The sequence below is a fragment of the Acinetobacter lwoffii genome (genome assembly GCF_024129735.1).
In the GTDB taxonomy this organism is placed as follows: domain Bacteria; phylum Pseudomonadota; class Gammaproteobacteria; order Pseudomonadales; family Moraxellaceae; genus Acinetobacter; species Acinetobacter lwoffii_H.
In genome coordinates this window covers 51,445-67,343 of the sequence record NZ_JAMXXK010000013.1, presented here as the reverse complement: position 1 = coordinate 67,343, position 15,899 = coordinate 51,445, and the positions used below count along the sequence as shown (strand labels likewise).

General features: G+C 44.6%; 9 protein-coding genes, 4 tRNA genes and 2 pseudogenes. 10 read left to right on the top strand and 5 right to left on the bottom strand.

Annotation, left to right across the window (positions count from 1 at the left end; translation table 11 throughout):
- The 10 genes and pseudogenes from NI469_RS05760 to NI469_RS05715 form a co-directional block, all read left to right on the top strand.
- Window positions 1-717: pseudogene (locus tag NI469_RS05760) on the top strand (hypothetical protein); the annotation flags it as partial.
- Window positions 718-798: 81 nt separating this feature from the next.
- Window positions 799-957 (top strand): hypothetical protein, encoded by a 159-nt coding sequence (locus NI469_RS05755; protein WP_253099028.1) that lies wholly within the window; start codon window positions 799-801, stop codon window positions 955-957.
- Window positions 958-1,134: 177 nt separating this feature from the next.
- Window positions 1,135-1,210 (top strand) — tRNA-Glu (locus NI469_RS05750).
- Window positions 1,211-1,324: 114 nt separating this feature from the next.
- Window positions 1,325-2,737, top strand: coding sequence for an amino acid permease (locus NI469_RS05745; RefSeq protein WP_005107442.1), 1,413 nt, complete (start codon window positions 1,325-1,327; stop codon window positions 2,735-2,737).
- Between the two features lie 83 nt (window positions 2,738-2,820).
- Window positions 2,821-3,713, top strand: a pseudogene (locus tag NI469_RS05740) (alpha/beta fold hydrolase).
- Window positions 3,714-3,958: 245 nt separating this feature from the next.
- Complete coding sequence (locus tag NI469_RS05735; RefSeq protein WP_253174595.1) at window positions 3,959-4,870, top strand: alpha/beta fold hydrolase domain-containing protein; 912 nt, start codon at window positions 3,959-3,961, stop codon at window positions 4,868-4,870.
- Between the two features lie 131 nt (window positions 4,871-5,001).
- Window positions 5,002-5,077 (top strand) — tRNA-Glu (locus NI469_RS05730).
- Between the two features lie 24 nt (window positions 5,078-5,101).
- Window positions 5,102-5,177 (top strand) — tRNA-Glu (locus NI469_RS05725).
- 46 nt (window positions 5,178-5,223) lie between these two features.
- Window positions 5,224-5,299, top strand: a tRNA-Glu gene (locus NI469_RS05720).
- A 304-nt stretch (window positions 5,300-5,603) separates the two neighbouring features.
- Window positions 5,604-7,025, top strand: coding sequence for an iron-containing redox enzyme family protein (locus NI469_RS05715; protein WP_253174594.1), 1,422 nt, complete (start codon window positions 5,604-5,606; stop codon window positions 7,023-7,025).
- Window positions 7,026-7,091: 66 nt separating this feature from the next.
- Here NI469_RS05715 and NI469_RS05710 read toward each other — a convergent pair whose 3' ends face one another.
- From NI469_RS05710 to NI469_RS05690, 5 genes are all read right to left on the bottom strand, one after another.
- Complete coding sequence (locus NI469_RS05710) at window positions 7,092-8,336, bottom strand: NADH:flavin oxidoreductase/NADH oxidase family protein (RefSeq protein ID WP_253174593.1); 1,245 nt, start codon at window positions 8,334-8,336, stop codon at window positions 7,092-7,094.
- Between the two features lie 129 nt (window positions 8,337-8,465).
- Window positions 8,466-9,476: an ABC transporter permease gene (locus NI469_RS05705; RefSeq protein ID WP_005246877.1), complete on the bottom strand. Its 1,011-nt coding sequence runs from the start codon at window positions 9,474-9,476 to the stop codon at window positions 8,466-8,468.
- A complete protein-coding gene (yejB, locus tag NI469_RS05700; protein WP_253174592.1) occupies window positions 9,476-10,522 on the bottom strand; it encodes a microcin C ABC transporter permease YejB in 1,047 nt (348 codons plus the stop codon). Before yejB ends, NI469_RS05705 begins: the two co-directional genes overlap by 1 nt.
- A gap of 24 nt (window positions 10,523-10,546) precedes the next feature.
- Complete coding sequence (locus tag NI469_RS05695; RefSeq protein ID WP_253174591.1) at window positions 10,547-12,388, bottom strand: extracellular solute-binding protein; 1,842 nt, start codon at window positions 12,386-12,388, stop codon at window positions 10,547-10,549.
- A 10-nt stretch (window positions 12,389-12,398) separates the two neighbouring features.
- The gene (locus NI469_RS05690; RefSeq protein ID WP_253174590.1) at window positions 12,399-15,692 is read right to left on the bottom strand and encodes a LysM peptidoglycan-binding domain-containing protein; all 3,294 of its coding nucleotides are present in this window, start codon (window positions 15,690-15,692) and stop codon (window positions 12,399-12,401) included.
- Window positions 15,693-15,899 lie beyond the last annotated feature (207 nt).

Genomic DNA, 15,899 nt, shown 5'->3' with positions numbered 1-15,899 from the left:
GCTGGACACTTGATTTCTAGAGTTATTCGCATTTCTCTATTTTATCAAAATCCAACCTGCTTTTTTTCAGCATACTTTTTGAAACACCACCCAAAATTCTTCTACGAATATAACAATGATGGAAGTGGCAAAGCTGACATCTACACCTTAATACTTAAAAATCGTCAACCGATCGCTCTGGGGGATAGCCAACATTTATTTGCCTTGGGATTTGACTACAGTGAAGTCTTCCGCACTTATGTAGATTACACTTCAGCCTATGATCAAGCCATTCAAGATGAATGGGTCTCTTATGATGGTCAAATTATCCGTTGGTCAGACCGCCCTGCCCCAAACTTTAACCAACCATGGACCGCACGAGTAAACTGGGATATTGCATTCGATACACTGCCTGTACGTATTTCAAACTTCTTTAGCTATAAAGACAGTTACGATGATATGGTTGCAGTCTCCGATAAAAATGACAAAGTCGAGTATGAAGGTGAACTGCTTGACACTTATTTAGCCTCTGAAATTAAACCCAAATTTACATGGGATATGCGCACCACCTATGACTGGGAAATTTCAAAAGATTTAAGGGCAATTTTTGGTTTAACCATTAACAACGTAACCAACCGCGTGAATACCTATACAACAGGCTCGACCTCAAATGATAGACCACGTGTGATGACTGAAATTGGCCGCCAATTTATTGCGGATGTTACTTTTAAATTCTAGAGCCTGAATAGGTACATGCTGCTGCTCTTTTAGATTTGCTTAGGCTATAATCAGACTAATTTTAAGATTTGAAATTTTTCCATGCTCAAGAAATTCCTGCTTGTTTTACTTATTTTGGCACCTTCGGCACTGTATCTCTATATCGTCAACCGTGATGACAATAAAACTGCGCAGACTGAGGCAGTGACAACGCCTGCTGAAAATCCCCAGCCTAAACAATATCAAACTCCAGATCACTAAGTTTTAGTGATCTTTTCAAATATTTATTTTTTATAGTCTTGAAATTTGTTCAGAAAATAACATCTTAATAAAATAAAGTTTTTGTTTTGCCTAATGTTTAAACTGTTAAATGAATTTTAGCAAAAACCCTTTTGACAAACCCCTGCTTAATCCTTAATATACGCATCACCTCGCAACGTCCCTATCGTCTAGAGGCCTAGGACATCGCCCTTTCACGGCGGTAACCGGGGTTCGAATCCCCGTAGGGACGCCATCTATTGATCTCATACGATCAGACCTTATTCGAAATTACCATTATTCGATTGCAGATTTGTAGTTTTTCACTACAATAGCTCGCTTCATTCCTTTGAAGTATTTCTTATTTCCTATGCACTCATCTCCGAATGATGCTACGCATCAGGGCAATTCTGCGCCTTTAAAACGCGCTATGAGTACTCGACATCTGGTCATGATTTCGCTTGGTGGCGCAATCGGAACAGGCCTATTCTTAGGGTCGGGTGAAGTCATTGCACAAACGGGGCCTGTAGGTGCCATTCTCGCTTATCTCCTAGGCGGTATTATCGCGTACATGGTGATGCTATGTTTGGGCGAACTTGCCGTTCATATGCCAGAATCTGGTTCATTTGGCGCTTATGCCAAACGTTATATTGGACCAGGCACAGGCTATACCATCACCTGGTTATACTGGCTGACATGGTCGGTCACTCTCGGAACTGAATTTACTGCAGCGGCCTTGCTGATGCAGGAATGGTTCCCGGACATTTCCATGTGGTTATGGACCATTATCTTTGGTGTATTCGTATTTAGTCTAAATATGATTTCTACCCGCTGGTTTGCCGAATCCGAATTCTGGCTGGCACTGGTAAAAGTGGTCACGGTTGTTGCTTTTATTCTTTTAGGTCTATTGGCCATCTTTGGTGTTCTGGGCTATCAAGGCTATGAAGCTGCGCCTTTATTTACCAATCTGACTGCACAGGGCTGGTTCCCTGAAGGTCTGTTTCCGATTTTTGCTACGATGCTGATCGTGAACTTTGCCTTCTCTGGTACCGAGCTGATTGGTGTGGCTGCCGGTGAAACTGAAGATCCTGCAAAAAATGTCCCGAAAGCGATTAATACTGCGATTTTCCGCTTATTAATTTTCTTTGTAGGTACCATTATCGTGGTGACCGCATTACTTCCGCATCAGGAAGCAGGCTTAGCCGCTGAAGGCGTAAGTAGCAGTCCATTCGTAACCGTATTCCAGCACATTGGTATCCCATATGCTGAAGACATCATCCGCTTTGTCATTATCACTGCATTGTTGTCTGCTGCCAACTCAGGTCTATTTGCTGCTTCTCGTATGATGTGGTCATTGTCATACAGCAAACAGTTGCCTGCCGTATTCTCAAGACTGAATGCTCGCGGTGTACCGTATATTGCAGTTATGGTGACTATGCTGGGTGCATTGCCAGGTTTATTGTCTGAACAGTTTGCGCCAGAGACGATCTTTACCAACTTGCTGGGCGTTGCAGCGTTTACCATGGTGGTGGTCTGGATGAGTATTTGCTTAAGCCAGTTCAACTTCCGTCGTCAGTGGTATAAACAGGGTCATACGGCAAAAGAACTGGGCTTTGCTGCACCATTGTTCCCGATTGTTCCAATCCTAGGCTTTGTGTTCTGTTTTATTACCTGTATCAGTATGGTCTTTGATCCATCAATGCGTATCAGCTTCGTAGGATGTCTGCTGTTTATTGCAGCGTGTTATGCAAGTTATTATGCCTTTTATCATAACAAGTCTTAATCATCAGTTTTAAAAGAGCGGCTTCGGCCGCTCTTTTTTTTATCTATACTATGACCATAGTGGGCAGCCCTAAGGGTGCGTCGATGAAAATTGTGTTTATTCACGGCATGAACAAGCAACAATATACGGCTACTTCATTACGTCAACATTGGCTGCATCTCTTCAAAACAGGCCTTCAGAAAAACCTACAACAGCAAGCCCGTTTTACTTATTTAAAACGGCATATCCGTATCCCTTTTTATGGCGATTTACTTTCTCGGCATCATTTTCATAACGTCTTGAATGCCAGCACCCTGATGCCGCAACAGTGGCCGCATTTCCCTTTTTTACATCCCGCACAGCTGCAACCGGCATCGCCACCAGACCAGTGTACCTATCAAATTTGTGACGTCCCGCAGTCGAATATTGATGATGTCCTGAATTTCAATCAAAAACTGAAATTCATTACAGCATTAAGCAAAGATATTGCCTTGCGGGATTTTGCGGTACTCATCAATTATTTTCCCAGCTTACATGCCAGCTTTTTGCATAAGTTTTGCTGGAAACTTATCTTTATTTGGCCAACCCGGATTTTATGCAGGAAGTTCACCGCCGCATTCATGATCAACTCTATAGCAGCAGGCCACAGATTCTGGTGGCACATTCGCTTGGCAGCGTGATTGCCTATAATTATTTGATTCAGCATCCGGAGCTGAATATCAAGCGTTTTATTACTCTTGGATCACCGTTGGCATTTCGGGTCATCCAGGCTCATCTGCCGCAACCGATTGTACGACCTGCTGCAATTTCAGGCGATTGGATAAATTTCTATTGTAGCGATGACTTTCTGACTGCCTTTCCATTATCAGAACCACACTTCCAGCTTCAGCCTGCGATTATTAATCAGGAGATTCATACCTCCATTTATCATCCGCATGATATTGATGGTTATATTCAGCATCCAGACGTCATTAAAGCGCTACTGGAATTGCTATAAGACTCACGTCAAACTCTAAATTCAACTTTTACCGTTCCATTCATATTCTTCTTCTATTCAGTAAAATCTTTCATCCAGACCTACCAATTTACTGCTTTTTCTGCCTTTTTTATAAATATACGGATGTCTGTTAATGATTGTTTTATCAAAGATAATTTACACATTAACGCCACAAAAAGTGCAGCTTGGCTTGCCGCAATTTTCTCTATACTGTGAATATATAGATCGACCTCCGTGAGGTATCGATGAAAGTTATTTTTATTCATGGAATGAACCAGCAACATCACAGTGCTGCATCGATTCGCCAGCGCTGGCTGCATATACTTCAAAAAGGCATTCGCAAACACCGTCATGATGCCAGATTTAGTTATTTACGACGTCATATTCACATTCCATTTTATGGAGACTTGCTTTCACACTATAACGTTCGCAACATCCTGAATGCTGGAACCTTGATGCCCCAGCAATGGCCCAGCTTTCGTTTCCGTCAACCTGTCCATCCTCAGCTTCCTGCACCAGTTCCACGTCCTGGCTGGCACAAGCCCGTGATTTCAGATCTTCCTCAGCTTCATCTGAATGACCCGATGGATTTCAAACAGAAATTCAAATTTATTACCACGCTAAGCAAAAATATTGCACTGCGAGACTTTGTATTATTGCTGAATTATTTTCCCAGTCTGCATCGTAGCCTGCTTCAGAAATTTCTGATTGAAACCTACCTGTATCTCGACAATCCTGCTTTCATGAGGGAAGTTCATGAGCGAATTGCCCGGCAAGTGAATGGTCGCAAACCTTGTATTGTGATTGCTCATTCTCTGGGCAGTGTGATTGCCTATAATTATCTCATCCAGCATCCTGAACTGAATATACAGCGTTTTATTACTTTAGGATCGCCACTAGCCTTCCAGGTAATCCAGTCACATTTACCGCAACCCATTGTACGACCTGCTGCAATTACAGGCGACTGGATAAATTTTTATTCAACTGATGATTTTCTTACCGCCTTTCCTCTTACACAACCGCCATTTCAGTTCCAACCCGCCATTATTAACCACGGCATTCGTACGCATATTCACCGCCCGCATGATATTACCGGCTATTTACTGCATCCGCAGGTGGTAGAAGCAATTCTGGAATTGCTTAAAAATCCAGCTTAAACCATGTAATTTTCCAGTATTTTCACAAGATTGTTTTAAATTTACGCACTCAATCCAGAAAATCATTTTTTTTATGGAAATGCGTTTGACACCCCCCTGTTTTCACCCTATTATACGCCCACCTCTGAAACGTCCCTATCGTCTAGAGGCCTAGGACATCGCCCTTTCACGGCGGTAACCGGGGTTCGAATCCCCGTAGGGACGCCAATTTTCAGAAGTACATTTTATTAAGTCCCTATCGTCTAGAGGCCTAGGACATCGCCCTTTCACGGCGGTAACCGGGGTTCGAATCCCCGTAGGGACGCCATTACTTCCAGCTAAAAGTAAGGGTTTTAAAATTTATCTTCTGTACTGTCCCTATCGTCTAGAGGCCTAGGACATCGCCCTTTCACGGCGGTAACCGGGGTTCGAATCCCCGTAGGGACGCCATATTCGAGATGGCAACATCTCAACAAAAAGCCCGAGCATTGCGACTCGGGCTTTTTTATCTTGCAAATTTTATTTTTCAAATTTTTAAACCCTGTTTTTATCATTCGTTCAAATCTAACTCTTTTTCTGGGGGCTGCCATCCCATTCTTAATTTTACACTTTGTATTTTTTACATTTCTATGCACAGAAATATCCGTTCATTTTCATTTAAAGCAATACACCAATAAATTAGAACAAAAATTCAACACCCTGCTTTTAGAGGGCACGTTAAGGTAAATCAAGAGAAATCTGCAAGGATCAGATTATGTTCGTCAGCACAGAGCTAAGTTTACCTTTATCGCCAAATAAAAATCATAATTATCAAATTAAAAGCTTTAAGGATTGGGTCGACTTTTTTCAAGATACTGAAATTTCGACATATACCAAAACCGAAAAAGCCGAATCTTATTTGAGCGATCTGATTAAAAATTTAAATATTGATACTCTCGGATGGTTAGATCAGCCCGCACAGGTTGAACAGCATCTTTTAGAACAACATCATCAAATCTGTGCCACTTTCCAGGCCTATGTCAATCGCCGTAAACAGCAGCAGCCTCGGGAATATTTTCCAACGGTTTCTCATGCTTTCGAATTCCTGGCGAAAGTTGCACCGGTCAAACTGGTCGATGGTGCCTGGTTATATTCGACCGTGCCAAACTGTAATCGGCCCGAGCTAAAAGATTTGATTTACATCTATCTCGAAGAGCTTGGTTTAGGGCATCCGCGTGCCAATCATGTCACCATGTATCAGGACCTGTTGAGTCATTATGAGCTGAACAGTTACGCCGAGCATTTGGATGACAGTTACTACGAACAGGCTGCCGTACAGCTAGCACTAGCTTATGCCCCAGCCAAATATTTACCTTTGGTCATTGGCTTTAATCTCGGCTATGAACAGTTACCGCTACATCTGTTAATCACCAATTATGAACTGGCTGAACTGGGTATCGATCCGCATTATTTCAATGTGCACATTACTATTGATAATGTTCACAATGGTCATGCGCAGAAATCCCTGCAAGCGTTTATCCAGCATTTTAATCAAGCTGAAGATCCACAAATTTATCTTGAACTGATTAAAAAAGGCTATGTTCTGAATGACATCGGCAAAAGTTCCTCCCAGATCATTAAGGAACTGGATATTGGGCAGATGGCTTTAAAAGTTTTCCAGAATAAAGCGCTGATTGGTCAATATATTCATAATCAGAAATGCCAGTTTAGTGGCAAGACCATCAATGACTGGTTGTCCGATCCTGCCCAGATTGCCGAGTTTTTGCAGGTCATGATTGAAAAAGGCTGGATAGTGAAAGATGCGCCAATAGAACAAAGCCGCTTCTGGAAAATGATCGATCATCCGGAGGGTAAAATGTTTGGGGTCTTTAATGCGACTGAAAAACAGATTATTAAAGACTGGATTCAGGGGGCAGGCTTGGCAACTCGCCTGTCCTCACGTAGTGCAACCCCATTACAGGCAAAAATTGAACCTGCAATGAGCCGTATGGACCAGCAGCGCTTAAATCAGTTAAAAAGCCGCTTCATGCGCTGTGAGGGTGCTGAACAGAAAATTGATTTACTGATTCCTTATACTACACCGCATATGCATCATACCGAAATAGGCTTATGGGCGACTCGTCAGTTAAGTCAGTTATTATTTCCTTTTCAGACCCAAGCGATGCATTATTCCTAAAGCACTCCTAAATGCCAGAAATTAAAAAACCGGACATTTGCAGTGTCCGGTTTTTTTTAATATAAATTAAGCCGATTTTCGCGAGTTTAATTGTCCCTTGATCACCGCTTTGACATTGCCTTTCAGATACTGCAAAAAGACTTTTAGTGGTGACAGTTTCGGATTAGGCTGCTTGCCTTTGGCAATTTCCTTAAACTGCGCGGCATACCAGATGATTTCCATAATCGCCATTTTGTCGACCATTGGAATACCGGTTTTAATTTTCTCAACCGCATAACGTACATCCTGCCCCGCAACCAGACGATTACCCAAGTCAGGTTCTACCGCAAAGGGACGTGCAATCCCGACAAAATCACAGGCACCACTGTCGAGCGCGGCATTCATGCCTTCAACTGTTCGGAATCCACCAGTGACCATGATATGGCACTTCACTTCCTGACGGATTTTTTCGGCAAAATCGAGGAAATAGGCTTCACGGGCAATGGTCGAGGCCTTGCGCTTGTCTGCTTTCACGCCGGCCATCGCAGGTGCTTCATAGCTACCACCTGACACTTCAATGATATCAATGCCTGCAGCGTCCATCGCCTTAAAGACATAAATGACATCTTCTTCGCTAATACCGCCACGCTGGAAATCAGCTGAATTCAGCTTGACTGAAATAATAAAATTTTCCGAAGTCGCAGCACGAACAGCCTGATAGGTTTGCAGCAAGAAACGGGTACGATTCTCAATACTACCACCCCATTGATCCTGACGCTTATTGGTCAGCGGTGACAGAAACTGGCTAATCAGATAACCATGTGCCCCATGCAACTGCACCCCCTCAAATCCTGCTTTTTTACAGATGGCAGCCGAAGTGGCAAAGCGCTGAATAATATCCAGGATTTCATCTTCGCGCAGTTCCCGTGGGGTTCCAAAGCTCATGGCCAAAGCCGGACTAAAGGATACTGCCGAAGGTGCAACCGTTTCTTTATTCAGACCTTTGGGACACTGGCGGCCCGGATGTGACAACTGGACCAGTTGTACCATATCATGTTGTTTGCCTACGTCAGCCCAGACTTTGAGCTGCGCCAGATCACGTTCTGTTTCTACCACTACGACGCCCGGTTCATTCTTGGCACGATAATCCACCATGACATTACCCGTAATAGCACAACCCAAGCCACCTTCGGCCCATGCTTCATACAACTTGAAATGCGCCTGATTGGGTTGGCCGGCATCATTGGCCAGTGCTTCACTCATGGCACCTTTGATGATGCGATTTTTGAAAGTGGTATTGCGAATTTGAATGGAATCGGCCAATTGAGTCATGATCTTTCCTGATACGTTACTTTTATTTTGTACTCGTTTATAACGTAAGCCAGAACAATTGACAATCAGTCTTGTCAAATTTACACAATTTTATCTGCTTATTTTTTCATGGTTAAAGATTTTTGTGATTTAGTTTCTTGGATCAAAAGCATCCCGTACTGCTTCTCCCATATAGATCAGCAAACTCAGTACAATGGCCAAACTAAAGAATCCCGACAATGCTAGCCACGGCGCATTTAAGTTGTTTTTGGCCTGAAGCAAGAGTTCCCCTAGGGATGCCGAATCGGGTGGCAAACCATACCCTAAAAAATCCAGCGCTGTCAGTGCAGTAATATTGGCGGTTAGCATAAAAGGTAACTGTGACAGGCTAGAACCTATCACATTGGGGAGAATATGTTTGAACATGATCCGTCCATCCCCGGCCCCGATACTTTTTGCTGCCCAGACATATTCCAGATTTCTGGCGCGTAAAAACTCAGCGCGCACCATACTCACCAGTGTGGTCCAGCCAAATAACAGCATGATCAGAAACAGCCAGTAAATACTCGGGGTAAACAGACTGACCAGTACCATCACCATAAACAGCATCGGCAAACCACTCCAGACTTCGAGTATGCGTTGCCCGATCAGGTCAATCCATCCACCATAATAACCCTGAATTGCCCCTGCTAAAATTCCCAGCGCCGCAGACAATAAAGTCAGTGCAAAACCAAACAGTAATGAAATCCTTAAGCCATATAGAATCCGTGCCAGAACGTCACGGCCTTGATCATCTGTTCCCAGCCAGTTTTGCGCACTCGGGGGCGAAGGCACCGGTTCAGCCAGTTCAAAATTTGGCGTTTGATAAGAAAATGGAATGATGGGCCAGATCGCCCAGCCTTTTTCTGCAATCAGTTGCTGTACAACGGGATCTTTATATTCTGCTTCTGTCTCAAATACTCCACCAAACGTGGTTTCCGGATAGGATTTCAGGATGGGCAGATAAAAAGCATGATCATATTTCACCAGCAAGGGCTTATCGTTAGCAATTAGTTCTGCACCCAAGGAAATGATGAAAATAGCACTGAAAATAATGAAGCAGCTAAAGCCTAGCTTATGCTGCTTAAAACGTTGCCAGCGTGCTTGCATCAAGGAAGACATTATTGTGATCCTCGACGTGAACTGAAATGAATCCGTGGATCAATCAGTTGATACAGCAAATCACTGAGTAAACGCAGTATCAGGCCGAGCAAAGTAAAAATAAACAAAGTACCAAAAATCACCGGATAGTCACGCTGAATAATCGCCTCAAAACCTAAGACGCCTAACCCATCCAGATTAAAGATAATCTCGATGAACAGGTTGCCCACGAAAAACACCCCGATCAGAACTTCGGGCAAACCTGCGATAAGCACTAAAATGGCATTCCGGAATACATGCCGATACAGCACTGCATGTTCAGTTAAACCTTTGGCCCGCGCAGCCAGGACATATTGTTTGCTCAGCTCTTCCACAAAAGAAAATTTGACCAGATAGGTCAAACTGGCAAATCCGCCGAGCACCATGGCCAACAGCGGCAAGGCCATATGCCAGAAATAATCATGAATTTTCGCAAAGAATGAGAGTTCAGCAAAATTTTCAGAGCGAATGCCCTGCAAGGGAAACCAGTGCAGATAAGACCCGCCAGCAAAAAAAACGATAAGTAAAATGGCAAAAATAAAGGCTGGAATGGCATAGCCCACGGCCAACATTAGAGAGGTGGTCTGATCAAACAGACTGCCATGTTTGCGGGCTTTCCTGATCCCTAAAGGAATAGAGACCAGATAAATCAACAAGGTACTCCACAAGCCTAAAGAAAGCGATACTGGCAATTTTTCCCAGATGAGTTCAGTCACAGGCTTGTCTTTGAAAAAACTCTGCCCCAGATCAAACTGCGCATAACGCGTTACCATTTCCCAAAAGCGGATATGCAGCGGCTGGTCAAAGCCGTATTGGGTATTGATCTGCTCAAGCATCTCCGGTGTGAGGCCTTGCTTTCCCTGATACTGCAATCCGGTATGCGCCAAACTATTAACCTGTTGCGCCTGATAAATCGCCTGCTCCACCGGACCACCGGGTGCCAGCTGGATCACCATGAAATTGATCAGCAAAATGATCAGCAAGGTTGGAATCATCAGCAACAGACGTTTGAGAATATAAGTGCTCATGGCACTCCCTGATAGGCTTGGAGCTTAATGCTGTTTGAAATAATCAGCCACATGTCTGGCCTTTGCCGCATCGACCCACCAGTAATCAATCCCGGCGGAGAGTTTAGGTTTTCGTTGCGGCTGCTGATACATATTCCAGTAAGCATACCAGTATTCGCCCGTACCATAAGTCAGAATATGATAATAGCCTGCACGCAGTAAACGGTCTAATGCTCGGGTACTATTCACCAGCTGTTCACGGTTTTGAGCCTGAGTCACCTGCTGAATGACAGCATCAATGGCCGGATTTCGAATGCCGGCATAATTATAATTACCTGGCTGCGTGGCGGCCTGACTGCCCCAGAACTGTTTCTGCTCCTGCCCCGGTGTCAGGGATTGCGGCATGGTATCAACAATCATATCAAACTGATAATTCCGCAGCCGTTCATAATATTGCGCGGTTTCTACCATACGAATGCTGGCCTGAATGCCCAAGCGTTTTAAATGACGTAGATATGGCATCAGATCACGCTGCTGTTCCGCCTGATGCAACAGGAACTCAATCTGTACCGGTTGACCCGCAGCATTGACCAACTTCCCCTGTTGATAACGATAGCCTGCCTTTAATAGCAATTGACGGGCTTTTAACAGATTGTTCCGGTTAAAACCGGAGGCATCTGACTGAGGATATTTCCAGTCCTGCAGTACAGCCTGACGTTGAACCGGATCAAGCTGCTTTAAATGGGGTTTTAAAATGTGCAGTTCTTGAATGCCTGGCCGTCCATGAGATGCAAGCTCGCTATTGGAAAAAAAGCTGTTCAGGCGCTGATATTCACCATAGAACATGGCTTTATTCAGCCATTCAAAGTCATAGGCAAAACTCAAGGCTTGGCGGAAACGGATATCGGCAAAAGGCTGACGGCGGGTATTGAATATCAGACTCTGGGTCGGAATCGGGTTGTGATGCTGAAAGCGGTAACGCTGCACCTGTCCTTGCCGAACGGCGGGAAACTGGTAGTCTTTCACCCAGCGGTTGACCTGTTTTTCCTCATGCAAGGTAAATTGGCCTGACTTGAAAGCTTCAAACTTGATTTCAGGACTACGATAATAACGATACTTGATCCGGTCAAAATTATAACGCCCGCGATTGACCATCAAGTCTTTGCCCCAGTATCGGGGATTGCGTTTGTAGCTAATACTACGTCCAGCATCTATGTGTTCAATGACATAAGGCCCTGAACCCAGCATCGGTTTCAGCGTCAATTCTTTAAAATTACGTTTTTGCCATTCCTGTTTAGAATAAATGGGCATCTGCGCGACAATCATCGCCATTTCCGGATTATGTCCGGATTTAAAATGCATTTTGACCTGTAAAGGTGACAGGACTTCCAGCCGGTTTAAATCAGCTAGATACATTTGCAGGCCAAAATTGGACTGGGTCTGAAACAACTCAAAACTGTATTTGACATCTTGTGCAGTCACCGGCTGGCCATTGCTAAACCGTGCTTTGGGATTTAAATGAAAAATAATAAAGGCAGTTTTCTTGGGGTCAAAACTGACTTTTTCCGCCAGCAAAGGATAGTACACACCGGGCTCATCCAGTGACTTGGACAGCAAACTGTCAAAAATATAGTTGCCCCCCTCAGTGACATTGCCCTTGCCATTCATGCTGTTCAAATTATCGAAACTGCCATCAGCTGCCAGAATCAGCGTACCGCCTTTCGGTGCTTGCGGATTGGCATAAGGCAGGGATTTGGCCTGGGCATATTTCGGCTGGCTATGTAGTGCAATATATGGGGTGGTGATCAGAGCTGCCCAACTGCTACTTACGAGCAGCGGGGCTAGCCAGATCAACCTGAAAGTTTTAAATAAATGCGCGAATCTCATGATCCATTCATTAATTCGGCACTTTAATCACATCACCAATACGCAATTGTGTATTTGGTTTGAGATCATTCATTTCCGCCAGTTCATTGCTGTTCAGACCATAACGTGAAGCCAGACCGATTAAGGTATCACCGCGTTTGACTTTATAATCCGTCACCAGTTTTGGAATCTGGATCGTTTGACTGACACGCAATCCTGCGCGTGGACTCAGATTATTTAACTGAGCCAGGTCGGTCACGCTTATGCCTAAACGGCTGGCAATTGCATTCAGGGATTCACCGGATTTTACCGTATAGGATTCAGTTGCCTTAGAAGCTACAGGCTTAGCTGCCACTTTCACGCCTTCAACTTTTTTATCTGCCGGAAAGTCACCCTCAATTTTTAAACGCTGACCAATACGCACTGTGCTATTGGTATTCAGGCCGTTCAAATCTGCCAGATATTGCAGTTGTAAATGATACTGACGTGCAATAGAGCTTAAGGTTTCCCCTGACTTCACCACATGCGAATCCGATTTTGTATTCTTGACCGCAGTTTCCGCGACCACTTCACTTACCGGTTCTGTCACGTCACCACTCAGTTTCAGACGCTGCCCCACTCGCAAACCTGCATTACGTGACATGCCATTCAGGCTCGCCACCTGGTCCATTGACAAATTATATCTTGCGGCAATACCGGTCAGCGTATCACCCGATTGAACCGTATAGGTTTCAGGGATTTGACTGCCGGCTGGAATCTTGATGGTCTGACCTATACGTAAACCACTATTGGCAGACAACCCATTCAGTGCAGCCAGTTCAGAGACACTCAGCTTGCTTTGACTGGCAATGCTATACAGTGTTTCACCGCGTTTGACCTGATAGTTTTCAGTTGCAGTCTGATCGACTTTAACATTTTCAAACTTCTGTTCAGTTTTCTGGTTAGATGTTGTTAGCCCTTCAACTTCCTGAAGTGGTACATTGATTTTCTGTCCCACCATCAGACTGCTACTGGCAGTCAGACCCGACGTTAATGATGCCAGTTCGGTATTTGAAAGCCCGTAACGATCGGCAATCAGTTTCAGATACTCACCGCGTTTCACTGTATAGGATTTAGTCTGAACCTTGGCAGTTTCAGCTTTTTTAATCTCTTCAGCTTTGGATTTAGAGGCAACCGTTTCTTTCAGTGACAGCTTTTGCCCAACAAACAGACCGCTATTGGTACTCAGTCCATTAAAATCAGCCAGTTGTTTCACGCTAAAACCAAACTGATTCGCTACACTGGTCAGAGAGTCATTGGCCTGAACGACATAAGTTTCCGGCTTTTCTTTGGCTTTGCTGGCTTCCTGTACAGGTTTGGCATCATATAGATAAATGGTGGTACCCACATACAGCGGAGAATTTGGATCAATCTGGTTCCATTTCGCCACATCACGCCAGTTCACGCCATTTTTGGCCGCAATCATTGCCAGATTATCACCTGGTAATACCTTATAGGTACTGCGTTTGCCTTTTGGAGCCACTACCACCACTTCAGAATCCGTCTTGACGTAATTTTTGCCCTGATTTAGCTTGGCTTCAACCGAGTTCGCAGTGGTATTGTCAGCAACTTCTTTTGGATAAGAGAAGCCTTTGGTCAGCTCCTTACCTTGCTGCTCAGCCACAGACAGGCTGGTTTGAATGGCAGTCAGCTTGATTTTGCCATCATAAGGATCAACAATTTCTGTACCTGCCGGCGCCAATGCTTTCAGCTCTTCAACCACTTGGGCCTGTTCTGCCGGTGTTGCGACAGGCTGCAGAATTTCATCTACAGTTTTCTGAATATCCTGTGCGATGACCGCCTGCTCAACTTGCTGACGCTCAGCTGCCGAAATCGGTGGTTCGACCTGAATCTGTTTCGCTGGCGCTGCAGGTGTTACAGCTACCGGAATACGCGGCGCACTTGGAATCGGCAAATCACTTTGTGCCGCAAAACTGGCCAAGGCAGATGAGCCTTTAGGCGTCGAAATCTTTTTCGTAGTCTGCGTTACAGTATTTGCCGTTGTCGCGGTACTTACCGCTGCTGTGACGACAGGTGGCGTACTTGCAGCTTTAGCCGGAGTCGTTGTTTTAGCAACAGTCGTTGCAGGCTGATTACTAACAACCGCTGGCGGAGTCTGTTTAGAAGGTGTAATCGTTTTGGTATTTAATTCTGGCGGTGCAGCTCTGGTGGGCACCACTGTCGTCGTATTTCGCGGCAGGCTGCTCGTGTTACTCGCCCATAAACCACCTGAACCGGATAATTTTTTTAGCTTTTCATCGACTGAAGGACTTAGGTCAGCTGGAATCAGAATACGGCGCGGACTTGCAGGATCAATATGATCACCACGATGACCCGGGTTTAATTGATACAGTTCTGCACGGCTCAAACCGGTAATCGCTGCAATTTCATTTAAACTGGCAACACCGACCGGTACTTCACGGAAATGCGGACGGTTGGCAATCGGTGGCAAACTCACCCCATAACTGCCCGGATTTTTAATAATTTGTGCAACCGCCAGGAAACGTGGCACGTAACTCATGGTTTCTTGTGGTAGTTTCAATGACCAATAATCGGTGGGCAGACCTGCGGCTTTGTTACGGTTAATTGCCTGCTGGATACGGCCTGGGCCGGCATTATAAGAAGCGAGCGCCAATTCCCAGGAACCAAACTGGTTATACAGACTGCCTAAAAATTCATAGGCTGCACGGGTCGATTCCACTACATCACGGCGACCATCGTATAATGAGGTCTGCTTTAAACCATAAATACGGCCGGTACTTGGAATAAATTGCCATAAACCTGCCGCCGCCGCACTACTGGTCGCAGCCGGATCATAAGAACTTTCGATAATCGGTAACAGCGCCAACTCGGTCGGCATACCACGGCGTTCTGCTTCTTTTACCGTGTAATATAAATAACGTGATGCACGCGCACTTAAGCGATCCAGATAAGGCTGACGTGAAATAAACCAGCCACGCTGCGCATCAATCCGCGGATTCCAGACACTTAAGTCCATCTTGAAACCCACGGTCATGCGTTTCCAGACATCACCATGTTTCAGAATCTGTAAACGGTCACCTTCGACTGCACGCATATCCGTTGCAGAGAGTAAATCTTCGAGTCCATCCAGACTGCTGGCATCCAAATATTGTGATCCAACCTGCTTGCTTGATGCTGTTTGGGTCGCACTTTGTGTAGATGAACAGCCCGTCAGTCCTAGAGAAGCAAGCGCAGTTCCCAGTACAGAATATTTTAAAAATGTAGGTAATGTCGGCTGCCACAAAATTGCGGTTGGTTTATACATAAAGAAATCCAAACAACTCGTATATAAATTTATTTTTTAGATATGCCATTGTAGTGAAGCATGTCGAAGACTCAAGCCAATAATTTACCGCGATTTCACGTTAAATGTTACAAGAAATTAAAAAATCCCGGACATATAGATTGATCGACTGCATTTGCGCTATACAATAAGCCTTCCAGCTTGTTCTATTTTGATCGGATTTAATCT